The following is a 19,023-nucleotide window of genomic DNA, read 5'->3' on the forward strand; positions in this document are numbered from 1 at the left end:
TTCGAAGTGGAACGGTCCGCAGGCGTCGATCAGACGTCGTAGGCGAGGCCGAAGATGGCGTAGGTGCCCAGGACGAGGACGAGGACGGTCGCGGCGATGAGGATCGCGTTGAGCCAGAACCGCGTCGAGTCCTTGCGCGAATAGTCCGCGATGACCGTCCGGACGCCGTTCGCGCCGTGGAGCTGGGCGAGCCAGAGCATGAGGAGGTCCCACGTGGCCCAGAACGGGCTCTGCCAGCGATCCGCGACGTAGGCCCAGTCGATGCGGTGGACACCCTCGTCGATCATGAGGCCCACGGTGAGGTGGCCGATCGTGAGGATGACCAGTGCGACGCCCGAGGCGCGCATGAAGATCCACGCGGTGCGCTCGAAGTTGCCGCGCGAGCGCAGGCGCGGCGAGCGCGGCTGGGCGAGCGAGGCGGGGCGATCGTAGGACGTCTGGAGAACAGGTGCGTCTGCCATGGTGATCGTTCTCCTTAGATGTGCTGGAAGAGAAGGAAGAGGAGGCGGGCGGTGGCCGCGGCGAAGACCACGACCCAGATCGCCAGGACGGCCCAGAGCATCTGGCGCTGGTACTTCGCACCCTTGGACCAGAAGTCCACGGCCACGATGCGCAGACCGTTGAGCGCGTGGAAGAGCACGAGCGCGACGAGGCCGATCTCCATGAGGCCGACGATCGGGGTCTTGTACGTGTCGATGACGGCGTTGTAGGACTCCGGGCTCACGGTGACGAGCGCGGTGTCGAGCACGTGCACGAAGAGGAAGAAGAAGATCGCGACGCCCGAGACACGGTGCGCGACCCACGACCACATCCCCGGGTCACCCTTGTAGATGCTGATCTTCTTTGCCGGACGCGCCGGCGCCTGCGCAGTACTCATGGGCTTGTCGTGCCTCCGAATCGTCTGGGCGTAGTGCCATCGGCGCGCGGTTCCTGCCCGAGAGCACAGCGGGCGCCTACTAGGACTTTAGACCTGAGAGGACACGGACGAGAAGCTGGGTGGGTAGCGTGGTCCGAACGGGTAATGCCTGTTAGGGGACCCTAATTGAAGTTACCGAAGGGTAGAAAAGGGTGTCTGTCAACGAAACCGCAGCACAGAGGAATGCGCCCCGCAGCGGTTTGCGGGAAGCCGCGCTGGCGGCCGCCCGGAACGCCTACCGGCCGTACTCGGGGTTGGGGGTGGGGGCCGCCGCTCTGGCGTCCGCACCCGGCGGCGACGAGTGCAGGATCGTGACCGGGTGCAACGTCGAGAACGCGTCCTACGGACTCACCCTCTGCGCCGAGTGCTCGCTCGTCTCCGACCTCCACCGCACGGGTGGCGGGCGACTGCTCGAGCTCGTCGTCGTCACCCACGACGGGGACCCACTGTCACCGTGCGGGCGGTGCCGCCAACTCCTCCACGAGCACGGTGGCCCGGACCTGGTGGTCCACACCGCCCGTGGCCCCGTGCGCCTCGGCGAACTCCTGCCGGACGCCTTCGGGCCGGAGGACCTGACGTGAACCGGTCGCTGGACGCCGTGCGGATCATCGAGGCCAAACGGGACGGGAAGGAGCTCGACGACGACGAGATCGACTGGATCGTCGACGGCTACACCCGCGGGGTCGTGCCCCCCGAGCAGATGTCGGCGTTGGCGATGGCGATCTACTTCCAGGGGATGACCGACCGGGAGATCTCCCGCTGGACCGCCGCGATGGTGGACTCCGGTACCCGGTTGGACCTGTCCGGGCTGACCCGGGCCGGCCGGCGCGTGCCCACGGTGGACAAGCACTCGACCGGAGGGGTGGGCGACTCCGTGACCCTCGTGCTGACGCCCCTGTTGGCCACCTGGGAGCTGGCGGTGCCCCAGCTCTCCGGGCGAGGGCTCGGCCATACGGGCGGCACGCTCGACAAGCTCGAGGCGATCCCCGGCTGGCGCGCCGACCTCGACGCCACCGCCAGGCGCCGGATCCTCGAGCAGACCGGCGCGGTGATCTGCGCGGCCGGTGCCGACCTCGCGCCCGCCGACCGGGCCCTCTACGCCCTGCGGGACGTCACCGGGACCGTCCCCTCCATCCCCATGCTGGCGGCCTCGATCATGAGCAAGAAGATCGCCGAGGGCACCGGCGCGCTGGTGCTCGACGTCAAGTGCGGATCCGGGGCCTTCCGGCCCGATCGCGCCGATGCCGAGGAGCTGGCCCGGGTGATGGTGGGGATCGGTACGGCGGCCGGGGTCCGGACCAGCGCGCTGGTGACCGCCAACCACACCCCGCTGGGCCGGGCGGTGGGCAACGCTCTCGAGGTGGCGGAGTGCGTCGAGATCCTCGCCGGGGGCGGCCCACCCGACATGGTGGACCTGACCTGCGCACTGGCGAGGGAAGCGCTGGACGCGGTGGGGATCGACGGTGACCCGCGTGAGCGCCTGGGCGACGGGCGGGCGATGGACTCCTTCCGCGCGATGGTCGCGGCGCAGGGAGGCGATCCCGGTGCCGCGCTGCCGTTGGCCGCGCACACGGAGGAGGTGCGGGCCCCGGAGTCGGGGGAGGTGAGGTGGGACGCCCTGGCCGTGGGCCGCGCATCATGGCTGGCCGGTGCCGGGCGCACCCGGCCGGGCGAGTCCGTGGACCCGACAGCCGGAGTGCTGCTACATCGCGTCGAGGGTGACGCGGTGCGGGCCGGCGAGGTGGTCGCGACAGTCCATGCCGGGGACCCGGGGCGAGTGCCCGCGGCACTCACCGAGCTCGTGTCCGCGCTGGACATCGGTGGACCGGGTACGGCGCGGGGGCCGGCCGGGGTGGTGCTGGGCCGACTGCGCGGCTGGTGACGCACCAGTCCGCCGAGCAGCCCCTCGAGTTCCTCGAGCAGCCCTTCGAGAAGAGTGTTTCGACCGCATCGCCCGAGTGGAGATGTGCGAAACGCTCTTCTCGATGAGGACAGGCGGGACAGGCTAGGACAGGCGGGACAGGCTAGGACAGGCGGGACAGGCTAGGACAGGCGACCTCAGGCGATGTCGGGGGTCGTCATGAGGCGTTCGACGTCGTCGACCAGGTCGCGCCACTCGCCGGCCTCGTCGTCGAACGGCGCACTGGGCTCGAGCAGCTTGGCGTCGTCAGGGTTGAGGACGAAGTGCAGGAAGCGGCGCATCGATGAACCGCGGCCGGTCACCGCCGCCTCGAGCTCGGAATCGCCCACGTAGTTGGCGAGGTCGGTGACCAGTTCCACGGCCAGCCCGAGCTGCTCCGAGTCGACCATGCCGGGGCCGACCTCGATGTCTCGGTCGAGGCCGGCGAAGACGTAGGTGTTGTCCTCGGTCACGTGGACGTCCAGGCTGCCGTCGGTCGCGGCGATCTTGACGCGATCGTAGGTCGCCACGTGGCTGAGCGTCTCGTCGTCGTTGTCCGCCAGGTACCGGGACAGGCCCCGGGGGCTGGTGAAGACGAACGCCTGGTCGCCGTCGCCGAGGAACACCGGCTTATCGCCGAGGTAGCACCGCAGGCTCAGGTACTCCTGGTCGGCGAAGATGATCTTGACGGGGTCGATCCCGACCGTCTCCCAGATCGACCCCTCCGGGTATCCGGTGGGGGCGGCCTCGGGCTCCGGCTCGGGCTCGGGGAGGGCGGCCTCGGCGGTCTCCAGGTCCACACGGGCGCGATCGACCTCGGCGGGATCCACCGTGGGCGTGGTCATGACGTCCTGGATCGCGTCGAGGACGTCGTCCCAGCCCTTGGCGACGGTCTTACGGATGTTCTTCCACAGCTTCAGCCCGTCCCGCCCGTAGAACTCGTCCATGCCCCGGGTGACGGCCGCGAGGATCGGGTTCCCGTTGAAGAACTTGGTGACGGTGTCCAGCTCGCACACCTCGCCGATCGACCGGGCGATGGTGAAGGACTGGTCGATCTCGTCGACCGACGACTCGGTGGGGTTCTCGCCGAGCAGCTCGAGGACGCCGACGAGGTCGTAGCAGTTGTCGTCCGCCGCACGGAACGCCAGGACGTCCGAGCCGGCGAACTCTGCCCAGGACGGATGATCCTGGAGGTCGTGCTCGGCGCCGCTCCGGACCAGGGCCAGGAGTTGGGCGGTCGAGTCGAACGCGTAGAGGTCCTCGTCGAGGCCCAGGAACGCCTCCCAGTCGTCGTTGTCCTCCCGCCAGCTGGGTGCCCAGAGGGTCGTGACGTCTCCCTCAGGGAGACCGAGCTCGATCGGGACTATGTCCTTGGCCATGCCGGTCAGCATATCCACGGCCCGTCAGCCGGTGCCACGGCCCGCCGACGGGACGCCGGCTGAGTCGCTCCCGGCGGCCTCAGCGGCCTGCCTGCGGCCGCTCACCGCCAGTGCCACCGACCCGGAGACCAGTTCGGCACGTCGGGCATTGGCCTGCTCGACCGCGCTGGACGTGGCCTCGAGGATGGCGGAGGCCACCGTGTCGCCCCCGTGTCTGCGCAGTCCGGCCGCCAACACGAGGTCGATCACCGCACCACCGGAGTCGGCGGTGGCGGTGGCGATCCGGTCCGGACTCGAGGCCACCACGCGGAGGGTCTCCAGCTGGTCGTGCGCGGACTCCCACTCGGTCGCGATCCCGCGCAGTCGGTCCAGGAACGCCTCGACGTCCAGCCCGCCGCCGCTCACGAGGTGCCGCCGATCGGCCCGTCGTCGATTCCGGCCCGGCTCTGATCTGGATAGTTCTGCTCCGGGTCGTCCCACTCCGCTCTATCCCAGTCCTGCCCGTCCCACTCCTGCTCGGCGAGCCGGTCGAGGAGGTCGCGGGCCTCGCACGCCGCTGCGGTGAGGGTGCGAAGGACCGCCCGCGCGACGTCGGTGGGTGCGCGGTCGAGGATTTCCTCCGGCAGGGCCAGGCCCACCGGGACGCCGTCGGTACCGACCTCGGCGACGATTCCGGTCATCGGGTCGGTATGGCGGCAGGTGTCGGACGTCATCCGCCTGTCGGACGGTAGAACCCGTGGAAGGACATGCCGATATTGTCGGTGCGCAGGCCCGACACCGCTACGGGGTCCCCGGCCTCGACGAGCTGACCGTTGCCGATGTACATCGCGACATGGCCGTCCCACACCGCCAGATCGCCCGGCATGAGGTCTGAGCGCGACACCTGCGCGCCCACGCCCTGCTCCTGCGCCAGACGAGGGATCTCCACCCCGGCGTCCCGGTACGCCCACTGGGTCAGGCCACTGCAGTCCAGGCCCTGGCCGGGCGTGGTCCCGCCCCACACGTAGGGCACACCCTGCTGGCTGAGAGCGTTGCGGACTGCGCCGGCGGCCTGCTCGTTGGGGGCGGTGGCCACGGACCCGTCGGGCAGGACCACGTCGACGCCGCCCCCCATGACCCCCGCCCCGGACCCTGCGTTCCCTCCCACTCCGCTCGCTGACTCCCCGGCTCCGCCCGAGCCCCCCGCTCCGCTCGCTGACTCCCCGGCTCCGGTCGCTCCGACGGAGATCGCGCCCGCGGTTCCCGTCGCGTCGGCCGAACCCGGTCCGGAGCCTGTGTGGGCGACGGTCGAGGCGTTGATCGCGCCGCCCGCGCTTGACTCGGCGACGACACCCGGCATCCGGGGGGCGTCGGGGATGCCGGCGGCGATGGCGCGCAGTTCGGCGGTGGGCCCCTTGAGTTCGAGCTGTACCCGTTCCGCCACCTGGATGCCGCGTGCCAGGTGTTCGGTGGCCAGGCCGAGCAGGGTGACCTGGCCGGGCGGGGTCATCAAGGTGGGCCCCAGCGCCGCGGCGCGGGCGATGAACTGCTGCACGATGCCGATCACCTCGATCGTGCCGCGGACCACGATGTCGGCCGCTACGGCGGTGACCCGCGCGATCTCGGTCGCCGACTCGGTGAGCGCCCCCACCGTCCGACCGATCGCGGCCACCGAGTGGGCGGCGCCCAGAGAGGCCAGCGACTCCCAGGTCTCGGAGAGCAGTCGCTCGAGCGGTGGGCCCAGCCGCTGTGCCACCTCCAATCCGTCGCTGACCGGGCGCATGACGTCCCGGGCCGGTTCGGGGACGAACTCCTCGGCCGAGAGCAGATCGAGGATCTGCCGGATGGGCCCCGCATAGGCGAGCGCGTCGGCGATCATCGGGCCGGACCCGGCGTACCGACACCGCCCGTACCGCCGATACCGTTTCCGGCGGCGCCGATGGCGTCGGCACCCGCGTCGTCGGACTCGGCGTACACCCGGCCGGTCTCCAGGACCAGCTGCCCGGCGGCATCGCTGACCCGGGCAACCCCGGCGAGCACCTCCCGGTGCCGCGCGGTGGCCGAGAGCAGCGCCGCCATGAAGTCGGCGCCGACCGGCCCGAGGACCGGTGCCACCGCATCGAGGGGAAGCGCGTCCACCGCCCCGAGCGTTCCCCCCAGGGCATCCGCCAGCGTGGTCAGCCCCGTACCCAACTCCCGCAATCCGTCCACGTGGACGTCGATCGCTCCGTCCGCCATTGCCTCGCCCCTCGTCGCCTCTTGTCCCGTCACAGGGTTCGACGCCTCGGGGACTCAGCGCGGTTCCACCCGATCCGCGATTTCTCCGCTGTGGAATCCTGTCGGGCATGGACATCATCGTCGTGGACCACCCGCTGGTCGGAGACCGGCTCCGTACGCTGCGGGACTCCGCCACCGACACCGCCGGATTCCGGGCCGCGATGGACGCGCTCGGCACCATGCTCTGCTACGAGGCCTTCCGCTCGATCCCCACCACCGAGGTGCCCGTGACGACCCCCGTGGCCGAGACGACGGGTGTCGCGGTGGACGGCGTCCCACTGGTGGTGCCGGTCCTACGGGCGGGTCTGGGTCTGTTGGATCCGGCCACCCGGCTGCTCCCGGGGGCGCAGGTCGGGTTCGTGGGCCTGGCGCGCGACGAGGAGACCCACGAACCGGTCTCCTACCTCTGCTCCCTGCCCGACGACCTCTCCGGCCGGCACGTGGTGGTGTTGGACCCCATGCTCGCCACGGGCGGCTCGCTGGTCTCGACTCTGGAGACCCTGGCCGAGCGCGGCGCGACCGGGGTCACCGTGGTCTGTGTCCTGTGCGCGCCGGAGGGGATCGAGACGGTGCGGTCGTCGGGGCTGGCGGCCAGGCTCATCACCGCGACGATCGACGACAGGCTCGACGACGACGCCTTCATCGTCCCCGGGCTCGGCGACGCCGGCGACCGCCTGTTCGGTCCCCGCTGACCGGGCCCGGGACGCGACCACCCATAACCCGCCGCTCAGAACGCGACGGCGGCGGCGACGGAATCGGCGAGAGCGACCAGCCGTCGCGCGGCGTCCTGCCGGTCGCGCGCTGACGGTCGTGCGGGGGTCCACGCCTCGACGTAGGTCTTGAGCAGGGGCTCGGTCCCGGACGGACGGATGACGGCCCGGGCGCCCGGGATCGTCACGCGGAACCCGGCCGTGCCGTCCAACGGGGTCACCGTGCCGGTCGAGACGAGCTGATCGGCCGCCCGCCGCAGCGCCGCGGCGGGGTCGGAGCCGTGCTCGAGCGGCAGCGGGACGTTGCTCCGCAGGTGGGCACCGAACTCCTCGGCGAGCGCGTCGAGACCCTCCCCGACCGACCGTCCGCCGGAACCGACCGTCGCACACCACGCGCCGGCCGCGGAGATCCCGTCCTTGTCCGCCACCACCTCCGGCAGTACGCAGTGCCCGATCGCCTCCTCATAGGCGTAACGCAGTGGTTGCCCGGCCCGGACCAGCCACTTGAACCCGGTGAGCGTCTCCACGTGCCGGCCACCCCGGGCGGGGACCAGGAGCGAGGGCAGTCGCGAGGAGACGATGGTCGAGGCCACGACCGGTGTGCCGGGACCGTTCCCCGTTGTCCGCACCGAGCCGGGCAGCGGCGAGGTCAGCAGGTGGTCGGCGAGCAGCGACCCGGTGTCGTCGCCGTCGAGCATCCGCCACCGGCCGTCTGCGCCCACGAACCCCATGGCGCAGCGATCGGCATCCGGGTCGAGCGCCAGCGCGACGTCGGCACCGATCTCCTCGGCCACTCCGAGCAGTCGCATAGTGGTGCGGGGCCGCTCCGGATTGGGGGAGTCGACGGTGGGGAAGTCCGGGTCCGGGTACGCCTGCTCGGCCACCAGCGTGACGTCGTCGACCCCGATCCCGGCCAGGACGCGGCGGCAGATCTCGCCACCCACGCCGTGGACGGGGGTCAGGGCCACGCGCGGGGGCCGGGCGGGAGTGGGCAGGCCGGCCACGACGGAGGCCACGTAGTCGTCGACGAGGGTGGGGTCCACCCGCGCGCCCGGGGCTCCGGCGTCGGGAACGGCGACCCCCTCCCGCGCCGCGGCCCGCAGGTGCTGCTCGATCTCGGAGTCCGTGGGTGGCACGATCTGCGCGCCACCGGGGCCGTAGACCTTGATCCCGTTGTCGGTGGCGGGGTTGTGCGAGGCCGTCACCATCAGGCCGGCGACCGCGCCCCGCGCCCGCACGGCCGCCGCCACGACGGGTGTGGGGACGGGCGCCCCGGGGACGACGACGAGGAGACCGTGCGCCGTCAGGACCGCAGCGGCCACGTCCACGAACCCCGCGGACCCGTGCCGGGCGTCGCCGCCCACGATCACGGTCGAGCCGGCGGGTTCACGCATCCGCAGGTGGCGGGCGACGGCGGTGGCGACCAGGGCCACGGTCCCGTCGTTCATCCGGTCCGGCCCGGGACCCAGCGGCGCCCGGACGCCGGCGGTGCCGAAGCTCAGGGTCACGGGGCGCTCCCGGACACGGCCTGCTCAGCCCCTCGCGACGGCGGGGACGAGTGCACGCAGGGCGTCGGTGAGCCGCTCGGCTCCGGCGGCTCCCGCGGCCAGTACCTCGGCGTGGTCGAGGGGCTGCCCGGTGACCCCGGCGGCGAGGTTGGTCACCAGCGACGCCGCCACCACCTCGAGCCCGAGCCCCCTGGCGGCCACCGTCTCCGGGACGGTGGACATGCCCACCAGGTCCGCGCCGAGGGTGCGCAGCATCCGGATCTCGGCCGGGGTCTCGTACTGCGGTCCGGGCATCGCGGCGTAGACGCCCTCGGCGGGCCGGGACCCGGTGACCGCCTGCAGCGCGTCCGCGGCGGCGCTCCGCAGGCGGGGCGAGTAGGCGTCCACGAGGTCCACGAAGGCGGGGCCGGTCAGCGGGGACCGGCCGGTGAGGTTGAGGTGGTCCGAGATGAGGACCAGGTCACCGACGGCGAGGTCCGCCCGCAGCCCGCCGGCGGCGTTGGTGAGCACCAGGACGCCGGAGCCGACCGCGGCCGCGACGTGGGCGGGGTGCACGACCGGATCGGTGCCCAGGCCCTCGTAGAGATGGCTGCGCCCGGCCACGGCCAGCAGCGGCACCCCGTCGACCAGGCAGCTGGTGACCGTCCCACGATGACCGGCGGCCGACGGGGGGACGAACCCCGGCAGGTCGGACACCGGGATGGTGACCGCGGTTCCCGGGTCGGCCAGTTCCACGACGACCTCGGACCAGCCGGAGCCCAGGACCAGGGTCACCTCGTGGACGGACCGGCCGCTCGCGCGGGCGACGGCGTCGGCGGTCGCGCGGGCGTCGGGGGTGGGGATGAGGAGCGGAGGCTCGACTGGGGGCGGCACGGTGGTGGGCGGCTCTGTAGTGGGCGGCACGGTGGTGGGCGGCTCTGTGGTGGGCGGCTCGGTGGCGGGAGGCACGGCGCTAGGCGCCGGGGCCCACGTTGCGGGACTCCCGCGTGCGCAGGTGCCGCACGTAGGCGTCGGGGGCGCCGGCGCACTCGGCGGCGTCGGCCAGCAGGCCGAGATATCGCGCCGACGGCAGGCCGCCCTCGAAGGCGTCCATGACGTACAGCCAGACCAGCACCGTGCCCTCCGCGACGGTGGGGGAGGACGGCGCGACCGCGAACTCGGACTCCTGGGCGCCGACCGGGGGGCCGGGGGGAACGGTGGGACGCCGCTCCACCCGCACCCGGATCTTGCGGGCCGGGATCAGGTCGGTGCCCTCCCATCGGTCGAGGGCGCGGGCGTCCTCGTCGGGCACGTCGTAGAGCACCACGAACACCCTCGAATCGGGGTCCTCGACCACGGTGGCCACGGCACCCTCCCACGTGGGGTCTTCGCCCGCGAAGGTCAGGCGCCAGCCCTCCAGCCAGCCGGTTCCGGCGAACGGAGAGTGCGGCGCGCGGGCGTTCATCTGTTCGGGATGCATGTTGGTCCCGTACGCGGCGTAGAGAGGCACGGCGACCAGAGTAGTCCCTCCGCCGGGTGTGGCCCCGGCGTCCTCCGGCCGCGTGCCGCCGGTTCGACTACCGTGTACGGCGGACGCGACGCGGTCCACCACAGTGGAGCGCGGCGCCCGGCCCCGAACCCCGTGACCCGTGGAGGACCACCTGTGACCCAGCGCATCATCATCATCGGCGGCGGCCCCGCCGGTTACGAGGCCGCGCTGGTGGCCGCGCAGTACGGTGCGGACGTCACGATCGTGGACGCCGAGGGGATCGGCGGCAACTGCGTGCTGACCGACTGCGTGCCGTCCAAGACGTTCATCGCCACGACGGGGGTGCGCACCGACATGCGCCGCGCCGAGGAGATGGGCGTCGAGATGCACTTCGACCCCACCGCGTACCGGCTCGGCCAGGTCAATGGTCGGGTAAAGTCGCTGGCCCGCGCCCAGTCCGCCGACATCCGGTCCCAGCTCCAGCGCGAGGGGGTGCGCCTGCTGTCGGGGACCGCGCGCCTGCACGACTCCAAGCCCGGCATGGCCTCGCACCGCGTCCTCGTGTCCCTGGACAGTGGTCAGGAGAAGATCCTCGACGCGGACGTGGTGCTGGTGGCCACCGGGTCCAATCCGCGGATCCTCTCCGGCGCCGAGCCGGACGGTGAGCGGATCCTGACCTGGCGGCAGCTCTACGACCTCACCGAGCTCCCCTCCCATCTGGTGGTCGTGGGTTCCGGTGTGACCGGCGCCGAGTTCGTCTCCGCCTTCACCGAGATGGGCGTCAAGGTCACCATGGTGTCCAGTCGCGACCGCGTGCTCCCGCACGAGGACGCCGACGCCGCGCTCGTGCTGGAGGAGGCGCTCAGCGAGCGTGGTGTGTCGCTGGTCAAGCACGCGCGGGCGGACGCGGTCGAGCACCACGAGGACGGCATCATCGTCCGACTGGGCGACGGCCGCACGGTCAAGGGTTCGCACGCCCTGATGTGCGTGGGTTCGGTTCCCAACACCGGTGACCTCGGGCTGGAGAGCGCCGGCATCGAGGTCCAGCGCAGCGGGCACATCAAGGTCGACCGCGTCTCGCGGACCACTGCTGCCGGAATCTATGCGGCCGGAGACTGCACCGACCTGTTCCCGCTCGCCTCCGTGGCGGCGATGCAGGGCCGGATCGCGATGTACCACGCGTTGGGTGAGGGGGTCAGCCCCATCAAACTCCGCACCGTGGCCTCGGCGGTCTTCACCCGGCCCGAGATCGCCACCGTCGGAATCTCCCACGCGCAGATCGAGAGCGGCGAGGTCCCCGCCCGCGTCGAGGTGTTCCCGCTGGCCGGCAACCCGCGGGCCAAGATGCGCAGTCTGCGCCGCGGGTTCGTCAAGCTGTTCTGCCGTCCCGCCTCGGGTGTGGTGATCGGGGGAGTGATCGTGGCGCCCACCGCCTCCGAGCTCATCCTGCCGGTGTCCGTGGCGGTGCGGAACCAGCTCACCGTCGGCGACCTCGCGGGGTCGTTCTCCGTGTACCCCTCGATGACCGGCTCGATCACCGAGGCCGCCCGTCAGCTGATGCGGCACGACGACCTGGACTGATCCCGGGGCCTGATCCCGGGCACGCACCGGGGTGAGCCCGCGGATAAGTTTAGGCTAAGCTCACCCCCGGTGCCCATGCCGCGGCACCGGGACTGTGAGGGAGGAACCGTGAAGATGCGACGCCGTCTGGCCGCGATCGCCGCAGCCGGTTCGCTCGTGGTGGGTCTGTCGGCCTGCACCACGGACGGCGCCGGAGACGACTCGGATGCGTTGGTGGTCTACTCGGGCCGCAGCGAGAATCTCGTCGGACCGTTGTTCGAACAGATCGAGGAATCCACCGGGCTGGACCTCGAGGTGCGCTACGCGAGCACCCCGGAGATGGCCGCCCAGATCGCGGAGGAGGGTGAGGCCAGCCCGGCCGACCTCTTCTTCTCCCAGGACGCCGGTGCGCTGGGTGCGCTCTCCAAGGAGGGTCTGCTGACGGAGCTCGACGACGGGACGATCGACGTCGTCCCTGCCGAGTACCGTGCCACCGACGGGACCTGGGTCGCGACCAGCCTGCGCGCCCGCGTCCTCGTCTACGACAGCGAGGTGCTGGAGGAGGCCGACGTCCCGGACACGATCGATGCGCTCACCGCCCCCGAGTGGCGGGGCAAGGTCGGTTACGCCCCGACCAACGCGTCGTTCCAGTCGTTCGTCACCGGACTCCGGGTGGACCGCGGGGACGAGGCGGCGGAGCAGTGGCTCCGTGACTTCCTGGCCAACGAACCGAAGACGTACGACAACAACGTGGCGCTCCTCGAGGCCGCTGACACCGGGGACGTCGAGCTCGGACTCACCAACCACTACTACTGGTACAACACCGCCGAGGAGAAGGGCCCCGAGAACATGCGGGCCCGGGTCCGCTACCTGGCCCAGGGTGACCCCGGCGCGCTGGTCAACGTGGCCGGGGTCGGTGTGCTGGCCTCGACGGAGCGCCCGGACGACGCCCTGCGCGTGGTGCAGGAACTCCTCGGTGAGCAGGCACAGCTCTACTTCCTCGAGGAGGCCAGCGAGTACCCGGTGGTGCCCGGCATCGCCTCGGACGCCGTCGATCTGCCGCCCCTCGAGACGCTCGGGGGCCCCGACATCGATCTGGGGGACCTCGACGGACTCGAGCAGACCCAGCAGATGCTCACGCGCGTGGGCATGATCTGACGAGACCGTCATAGACCTCCGGACCCGTCTGCGTGGCGGCCGCCCCCTCCTCGGGGCGGCCGCCACGCTCGCGTGCTCCGCGGCGCTGATCCCGCTGGTCTACCTGTTCATCCGCGCGGGCGAGCGGGGACCCGCGCACGCGATCGACGTGGTCCGTTCGGGACGCTCGGCCGAACTGCTCGTCAACACCGTCGTGCTCGTCGTCCTGGTCACCGCGTTGAGCGTGGTGGTGGGTGTCGCGCTCGCGTGGCTCACCGTGCGGACGGACCTGCCCGGGGCGCCGGTGGTCGGCGCCCTGCTCTGCGTGCCACTGGCGATGCCCTCCTACGTCCTGGGCTACCTGTGGGTCGCCGATTTCCCCCAGGTCATGGGCCTACCGGGGTCGGTCATCGTGTTGACGATCTCGTGCTACCCGTACGTCTTCCTCCCCGCCGCCGCGGCACTGCGGGCCGTGGACCCGGGTCTGGAGGAGGTCGCCAGGACCCTGGGGCGCGGGTCCGTCAGGGCGGTGCTCGGGGTGACCCTGCGTCAGATCCGGCCCGCCGTCGCCGCCGGGGCGCTCCTCGTGGCTCTGTACACCCTCTCCGACTTCGGGGCGGTGGCCATGCTCCGGTACGAGGCGTTCACCGTGGGGATCTACCACAGCTACCGCGCCTCATTCGACAGGGTGCCCGCAGCGGTTCTGGCCTGCGTGCTCATCGTGGTGGCGCTCGTGGTGATGGTGGGCGAGCGACGGGCCCGGCGGGGTGAGGTGGCCAGGGTCGGCGCGGGTGTGGACTCCCAGCCCGACCGGCTCCCGCTCGGGCGGCTGAGGCCACTGGCGCTCGCGGTGGTCGGACTCGTCCTGGCCGGTGGTGTGCTCGCCCCGCTCGTCGGGTTGCTCCGATGGGTGCGGGCCGCCGCCGAGGTGGACGTGTCGTGGGGCCCGGTCCTCGCAGCGGCGGCCACCACCGCGGGCGTCTCCGGCCTCGCGGCGCTCGTGACGATCGTATTGGCCCTGCCCATCGGGATCCTCGCCGCCCGGTCGAACGGTCCGGTGGCCCGGTCCACCGAGGCGGTGGCCCAGATCGGCTTCGCTCTCCCGGGCATCACTGTCGGACTGGCCGTGGTGTTCGTGGGGATCCGGCTGGTTCCCGGCCTGTACCAGCAGGTGCCGATGCTCGTGTTCGGGTACGTCGTGTTGTTCCTCCCGCTCGCCGTGGGGGTGGTCCGGTCCGCGGTCGGGGCGATCCCCACCGCGCTCGAGGACGCCTCCGGGGCCCTGGGATCGGGCCGGATCCGGACCTTCGTCCGCGTCGTCGCACCGCTCGCCATGCCGGGCGTCCTCGCCGGGGCGAGCCTGGTGTTCCTCAGCGTGGCCAAGGAGCTCCCCGCCACCCTTCTGTTGCGCCCCACCGGGACCGAGACCCTCGCCTCCGCGATGTGGGCGCAGACAGAGGTGGCGGCCTACTCCCAGGCGGCTCCCTACGCCGCGATGCTCGTGGCCGTGGCGGTGATCCCCGCCGCGGTGCTCGGCAGGTCGTTCGGGTGGGGCGCCGGCGGGTCCGGGCGAGGCGTCCCGGCGCGGACCGCAATCGCCGCACGTTCGGAGGAGACACAGGTGGGTGCCACATGACGGCGAGAAGACGCCCCGGCGGCGAGCTAGAGCTCTGCGGGGTGACCGGCGGGTACGGCGGGACCACGGTCGTCCGGGACCTCGATCTGAGAGTGGGCTCCGGTGAATCGCTGGCCGTTCTCGGGGCTTCCGGATCGGGCAAGACCACCGTGCTCCGCATGATCGCCGGCCTCCACCCGGTCTCGGCGGGCCGCATCCTCGTCGACGGCCGGCGCGTGGACCCCCTGCCCGCCCAACACCGCGGTATCGGTCTCGTCCCCCAGCAGGGCGCGCTCTTCCCCCACCTGACCGTCGCCCGGAACGTCGGATTCGGTCTCGTCCCCGTCGATCCGGTGGCCCGGTGGCGCAGTCGCGCCGAGAGGGCGGCCCGTGTCCGCGAGGTCCTCGAGTTGGTCGGGTTGGAGGATCGCGCGGACGACCGTCCTTCGCGACTCTCCGGCGGCCAGCAACAGAGAGTCGCGCTCGCACGTGCGCTCGCCCCGGGCTCGGGGCTCATCCTGCTCGACGAACCGTTCAGCGCGCTCGACGCGGCACTCCGGGGACGGGTCCGCGCCGAGGTCTCCGCGCTGCTCGCGGAGTCCGGTGCCACGTCCGTGCTCGTCACCCACGATCGCGCGGAGGCGCTGGCCACCGCGGATCGCGTCGCCGTGCTCATCGACGGCCGCCTCGCCCAGGTCGACACCCCGGAACGGCTCTACAACCATCCCGTGAGCCGTGAGGTCGCCCAGCTGGCAGGCGAGGTGGTGCTGCTCCCGGCCACGGCGGACGGCGAGGTCGCCCACACCATCATCGGTACGGTCCCGCTGGACACGCCCGCGCACGGGGTCGGCACGGTCCTGTGGCGCCCCGAGAGCCTGTCGGTCCGTCGGGTCGGGCCGGAAGGGCACGGCGTGTGCACCGGCGTGGAGTTCGTCGGTGCATCGACGCTCATCCGGATGTGGTTCGACGGTACCGATCAGAGCTTCGCGGTCCCGGTCTCAGGTGGCGAGGTGTTCGAGGTGGGGGCCCGGGTCGAGGTGACGCCGTTGCGCCCGGCCGTCTTCCACCCCGGGGCCTCGGCGCCGGGCTGATCGGCGCTCGGTGCCGAAGTGATCAGCTCTCGGTGGCGGCCCAGCCCAGGGTCCGTTCGACGGCGTCGTTCCAGCGGCCCCAGAGACGGGCGCGTTCCTCCTCGCCCATGCGGGGCTCCCACCGCCGGTCCTCTCGCCACAACTCGCGGAGCCGGTCGGGGGAGTCCCACTGGCCCACCGCCAGGCCCGCGGCGAACGCGGCACCCAGGGCCGTGGTCTCGGTGACCTCGGGGCGGATCACGTCGATGCCCAGGATGTCCGCCTGGAACTGCATCAGGTAGTCGTTGACCACCATCCCGCCGTCCACGCGAAGCGCCTCGGCGGTCTTGCCGGCGTCAGCGGCCATCGCGTCGGTCATCTCGCGGGTCTGGAACGCGGTTGCCTCGAGCGCCGCCCGCGCCAGGTGCGCCCGGGTGTGGAATCTGGTCAGGCCCACCAGGGTGCCGCGCGCGTCCGGGCGCCATCGAGGGGCGAGTAGTCCGGAGAACGCGGGCACGAGGTAGCAGTCACCGTTGTCCTCCAACGAGTTCGCCAGTTCCTCGGTCTCCTCCGCGCTCGAGATCACCCCGAGGTTGTCCCGCAGCCACTGCACCAGTGAGCCCGCCACCGCCACGGAGCCCTCCAGCGCGTACACGGGATCGGCGTCACCGAGCTGGTAGCAGATGGTGGTGAGCAGCCCGTTCTCGCTGAACTGTGGTGTGGTGCCGGTATTGAGCAGCAGGAAGGCGCCGGTCCCGTAGGTGTTCTTGGCGTCGCCGGGGTCGAAGCAGGTCTGACCGAACATGGCCGCCTGTTGGTCACCGAGGATCCCCGCGATCGGGGTCCCGCCGAACATGCGCCGCTCGGTCACGTGCCCGACCACCCCCGAGGACGGCACGATGTCGGGCAGCATCGCCCGCGGTACCCCGATCTCGCCGCAGAGCTCGTCGCACCACTCCAGGGTCCGCAGATCCATGAGCAGGGTCCGGGAGGCGTTGGTGACGTCGGTGACGTGGAGCGCGGGCTCACCGTCGGTCCCGCCGCGGCGACCACCGGTCAGGTTCCACACCAGCCACGAGTCGATCGTCCCGGCCAGCAGTTCTCCGGCCTCTGCCCGCTCGGTGCCGCGCAGGCCCTCGGAATCGAGGTGGTCGAGGATCCACCGGATCTTGGGACCCGCGAAGTAGGTGGACAGGGGTAGCCCGGTGGCGTCCCGGAACCGGTCGTCGCCGTCGGGGTGTTCCGCCGCCAACCGGGCGCAGATCCCGGAGGTCCGGGTGTCCTGCCAGACGATCGCGTTGTAGACCGGGTCGCCGCTCTCCCGCTCCCACACCACCACGGTCTCCCGCTGGTTGGTGATGCCGATCGCGCTCACCAACGCCGGTTCGAGGTCGGCGTGACCGGCCACCTGGGCCATGGCGGTCCGCACGTTCTCCCAGATCTCCAGGGGGTCGTGTTCCACCCACCCGGCCCGGGGCAGGATCTGCCGGTGTTCGACCTGCGCGGTGGCCGCCGGGACAGGCAGACCGTCGTGGTCGAAGAGGATGGCCCGTGAGGACGTGGTCCCCTGGTCGATCGCGAGGATGAAGGTGTTACGCGTCACGTCGACAGACTACGTCCGGCCGGGCGTAGAGTCGGGCGCGACCGGCCGGAATCCGATGCCCGGCCTCGGAGGGAGCGCGATGCCCACGATCAGATCACGGTCCGTACTCGGCCCCGAACGCCGGGCCGAGGCGTGGCAGAGATTGTCGGAGGAGTCGTTCGACATCGTGATCGTGGGGGGTGGTGTCGTGGGCACCGGCAGCGCCGTCGACGCGGCCACGCGCGGCCTGAGCGTCGCGGTGGTCGAGGCCCGGGACTTCGCCGCGGGAACCTCCTCGCGCAGCTCCAAGATGTTCCACGGTGGGCTCCGGTACCTGGAGCAGCTCGACTTCGGACTCGTCGCGGAAGCCCTCCACGAGCGCGAGCTGAGCATGACCCGACTCGCCCCGCACCTGGTCAAGCCCCTCAAGTTCCTCTTCCCGCTCACCCGTCGCTTCTGGGAACGTCCCTACATGGCCGCGGGATTCGTCCTCTACGACCTGATGGGCGGAGCCAAGAGCGTCCCGCCGCAGAAGCACTACAGCCGCGCCGGCGCGCGCCGCGTGGCCCCGGGTCTGCGCGAGGACGCCGTGGTGGGCGGGATCCGGTACTGGGACACGCTCGTCGACGACGCACGGCACACACTCACGCTCGCCCGCACCGCCGCCCTGCACGGCGCGGTGGTCGCCAACTCCACCCAGGTGATCGGGTACCTGCGGGAGGGCGAACGGGTGACCGGCGTGAGGGTCCGCGACGCCGAGACCGGCCGGGAGACGGACGTGCGCGCCGGGGTGGTGCTCAACGCGGCGGGCGTGTGGACCGACCACCTGCAGGAGATGCTGGGCGAGAAGGGCGGCTTCACGGTCCGCGCCTCCAAGGGCGTGCACATCGTCGTGGACCGCGACAAGGTCGACTCGGAGGCCGCTCTCATCCTGCGCACCGAGAAATCCGTGCTCTTCGTCATCCCCTGGGGCGAGTACTGGATCATCGGCACCACCGACACCGACTGGCAGCTCGATCTGGCCCACCCGGCTGCGACGGGGGCGGACATCGACTACATCCTGGGGCACGTCAACGCGGTGCTCACGACCCCGATCGTGCGGGACGACGTCCGCGGCGTGTACGCGGGGCTGCGCCCGCTGCTCTCGGGCGGGGCCGATTCCACCGCCAAGCTCTCACGGGAACACGCCGTGATGACCGTGGCTCCGGGTGCCGTGGTGGTGGCGGGCGGCAAGTACACCACCTACCGGGTCATGGCGGCGGATGCGGTCGACGCGGCGGTCAACGAACTGGGGGAGCGTGCCGCGACGGTGCCCGCCTCCACCACGGAACACATCCCACTCCTCGGCGCCGACGGATACCCGGCCATGGTCAACCGCGCCGACCGGATCGCCGACCACTACGAGATCCGCGAGGAGCAGGCCCAGCATCTGCTCGGTCGTTACGGGTCGCTCCTCGAGAACGTTCTCGACCTGGCCTCGGGCCGCCCCGATCTGCTGGAGACCCTCGGTGGCGCCGAGCGCTACCTGCGAGTCGAGATCGTCTACGCCGCCCTCGCGGAGGCCGCACTGCACCTGGAGGACGTCCTGGTGCGCCGGACCCGGATCTCCATGGAGTACCAGCACGGAGGCGTGGCGTGCGCACGCGAGGTCGCGCAGCTCATGGCGGAAGTGCTGGACTGGGATACCGATCGCGTCGAGCGCGAGATCGAGATGTTCGAGCAGCGGGTCGCAGCCGAGCTGGCCAGCCAGGTGACGGAGTCCGACGACGAGGCGGACCGATTCCTCCGCGGCGTGCCCGAGGTCCGCGAGTTCCTGGTGGAGGCGGCCTTCGATCCCGCGAGCGCCCAGCCGGTCGTCGACCACCCGGTCGAGCAGGGGGCCTGAGGCCCTACGACGGACGGCCCCGGTCGTCGGCGGACCC

The 19,023-nt window shown here is 71.8% G+C and carries 19 protein-coding genes; 8 read left to right on the forward strand and 11 right to left on the reverse strand.

Translation table 11 applies throughout. From position 1 onward, the window contains the following. Window positions 1-29 precede the first annotated feature (29 nt). Complete coding sequence (locus A6048_RS04490) at window positions 30-461, reverse strand: succinate dehydrogenase hydrophobic membrane anchor subunit (protein ID WP_107748600.1); 432 nt, start codon at window positions 459-461, stop codon at window positions 30-32. 14 nt (window positions 462-475) lie between these two features. Continuing rightward, a complete protein-coding gene (sdhC, locus tag A6048_RS04495; RefSeq protein WP_107748599.1) occupies window positions 476-877 on the reverse strand; it encodes a succinate dehydrogenase, cytochrome b556 subunit in 402 nt (133 codons plus the stop codon). Between the two features lie 191 nt (window positions 878-1,068). On the opposite strand from sdhC, the gene A6048_RS04500 reads away from it, so the two are divergent. Together A6048_RS04500 and A6048_RS04505 are read left to right on the forward strand one after the other, a co-directional pair. Then, window positions 1,069-1,497 carry a cytidine deaminase gene (locus tag A6048_RS04500; protein WP_107748598.1) on the forward strand — a complete coding sequence of 143 codons (429 nt, stop codon included), beginning with the start codon at window positions 1,069-1,071 and terminating at the stop codon, window positions 1,495-1,497. Beyond that, window positions 1,494-2,798 (forward strand): thymidine phosphorylase, encoded by a 1,305-nt coding sequence (locus tag A6048_RS04505; protein ID WP_107748597.1) that lies wholly within the window; start codon window positions 1,494-1,496, stop codon window positions 2,796-2,798. Before A6048_RS04500 ends, A6048_RS04505 begins: the two co-directional genes overlap by 4 nt. Before the next feature lie 176 nt (window positions 2,799-2,974). On the opposite strand, the gene A6048_RS04510 is transcribed toward A6048_RS04505, so the two are convergent. Genes A6048_RS04510 through A6048_RS04530 form a run of 5 tightly spaced genes read right to left on the reverse strand, consistent with a single transcriptional unit; the run spans window position 2,975 to window position 6,412 of the window. Beyond that, on the reverse strand, window positions 2,975-4,195 hold the full coding sequence (locus A6048_RS04510; RefSeq protein WP_200837393.1) for a primosomal protein: 1,221 nt from the start codon (window positions 4,193-4,195) through the stop codon (window positions 2,975-2,977). A 24-nt stretch (window positions 4,196-4,219) separates the two neighbouring features. Then, window positions 4,220-4,600 (reverse strand): YbaB/EbfC family nucleoid-associated protein, encoded by a 381-nt coding sequence (locus A6048_RS04515; protein WP_107748595.1) that lies wholly within the window; start codon window positions 4,598-4,600, stop codon window positions 4,220-4,222. Beyond that, on the reverse strand, window positions 4,597-4,908 hold the full coding sequence (locus tag A6048_RS04520) for a hypothetical protein (protein WP_235027566.1): 312 nt from the start codon (window positions 4,906-4,908) through the stop codon (window positions 4,597-4,599). The genes A6048_RS04515 and A6048_RS04520 overlap by 4 nt, the downstream gene beginning before the upstream one ends. After that, window positions 4,905-6,053 carry a C40 family peptidase gene (locus A6048_RS04525; RefSeq protein WP_107748594.1) on the reverse strand — a complete coding sequence of 383 codons (1,149 nt, stop codon included), beginning with the start codon at window positions 6,051-6,053 and terminating at the stop codon, window positions 4,905-4,907. Before A6048_RS04525 ends, A6048_RS04520 begins: the two co-directional genes overlap by 4 nt. Beyond that, the gene (locus A6048_RS04530; RefSeq protein ID WP_107748593.1) at window positions 6,050-6,412 is read right to left on the reverse strand and encodes a type VII secretion target; all 363 of its coding nucleotides are present in this window, start codon (window positions 6,410-6,412) and stop codon (window positions 6,050-6,052) included. Before A6048_RS04530 ends, A6048_RS04525 begins: the two co-directional genes overlap by 4 nt. A 107-nt stretch (window positions 6,413-6,519) precedes the next feature. Here A6048_RS04530 and upp point away from each other — a divergent pair, with 107 nt between their 5' ends. Continuing rightward, window positions 6,520-7,143 (forward strand): uracil phosphoribosyltransferase, encoded by a 624-nt coding sequence (gene upp, locus A6048_RS04535; RefSeq protein ID WP_107748592.1) that lies wholly within the window; start codon window positions 6,520-6,522, stop codon window positions 7,141-7,143. 35 nt (window positions 7,144-7,178) lie between these two features. Here the strand turns inward: upp and A6048_RS04540 are convergent, their stop codons facing one another. The 3 genes from A6048_RS04540 to A6048_RS04550 form a co-directional block, all read right to left on the reverse strand. Beyond that, entirely contained in the window at window positions 7,179-8,669 is a 1,491-nt protein-coding gene (locus A6048_RS04540) for a phosphohexomutase domain-containing protein (protein ID WP_107748591.1), read from the reverse strand. Between the two features lie 24 nt (window positions 8,670-8,693). Next, window positions 8,694-9,512: a purine-nucleoside phosphorylase gene (locus A6048_RS04545; protein ID WP_107748715.1), complete on the reverse strand. Its 819-nt coding sequence runs from the start codon at window positions 9,510-9,512 to the stop codon at window positions 8,694-8,696. A gap of 109 nt (window positions 9,513-9,621) precedes the next feature. Beyond that, the gene (locus tag A6048_RS04550) at window positions 9,622-10,158 is read right to left on the reverse strand and encodes a gamma-glutamylcyclotransferase family protein (RefSeq protein ID WP_107748590.1); all 537 of its coding nucleotides are present in this window, start codon (window positions 10,156-10,158) and stop codon (window positions 9,622-9,624) included. A 153-nt stretch (window positions 10,159-10,311) separates the two neighbouring features. On the opposite strand from A6048_RS04550, the gene A6048_RS04555 reads away from it, so the two are divergent. The 4 genes from A6048_RS04555 to A6048_RS04570 all read left to right on the forward strand — a co-directional run bounded on the left by A6048_RS04555 (window position 10,312) and on the right by A6048_RS04570 (window position 15,540). Beyond that, complete coding sequence (locus A6048_RS04555) at window positions 10,312-11,718, forward strand: NAD(P)H-quinone dehydrogenase (RefSeq protein ID WP_107748589.1); 1,407 nt, start codon at window positions 10,312-10,314, stop codon at window positions 11,716-11,718. A gap of 114 nt (window positions 11,719-11,832) precedes the next feature. Then, window positions 11,833-12,855, forward strand: a complete 1,023-nt coding sequence (locus A6048_RS04560) for an iron ABC transporter substrate-binding protein (protein ID WP_107748588.1) — start codon at window positions 11,833-11,835, stop codon at window positions 12,853-12,855. Window positions 12,856-13,003: 148 nt separating this feature from the next. After that, window positions 13,004-14,470 (forward strand): ABC transporter permease, encoded by a 1,467-nt coding sequence (locus A6048_RS04565; RefSeq protein WP_235027419.1) that lies wholly within the window; start codon window positions 13,004-13,006, stop codon window positions 14,468-14,470. Beyond that, window positions 14,467-15,540: an ABC transporter ATP-binding protein gene (locus A6048_RS04570; RefSeq protein ID WP_107748586.1), complete on the forward strand. Its 1,074-nt coding sequence runs from the start codon at window positions 14,467-14,469 to the stop codon at window positions 15,538-15,540. The genes A6048_RS04565 and A6048_RS04570 overlap by 4 nt, the downstream gene beginning before the upstream one ends. A gap of 22 nt (window positions 15,541-15,562) precedes the next feature. On the opposite strand, the gene glpK is transcribed toward A6048_RS04570, so the two are convergent. Continuing rightward, window positions 15,563-17,122 (reverse strand): glycerol kinase GlpK, encoded by a 1,560-nt coding sequence (gene glpK / locus A6048_RS04575; RefSeq protein WP_107748585.1) that lies wholly within the window; start codon window positions 17,120-17,122, stop codon window positions 15,563-15,565. 79 nt (window positions 17,123-17,201) lie between these two features. Here glpK and A6048_RS04580 point away from each other — a divergent pair, with 79 nt between their 5' ends. After that, complete coding sequence (locus A6048_RS04580) at window positions 17,202-18,986, forward strand: glycerol-3-phosphate dehydrogenase/oxidase (protein ID WP_107748584.1); 1,785 nt, start codon at window positions 17,202-17,204, stop codon at window positions 18,984-18,986. Window positions 18,987-19,023: the final 37 nt, after the last annotated feature.

Origin of the sequence: Dietzia psychralcaliphila (genome assembly GCF_003096095.1) — a bacterium.
GTDB lineage: Bacteria > Actinomycetota > Actinomycetes > Mycobacteriales > Mycobacteriaceae > Dietzia > Dietzia psychralcaliphila.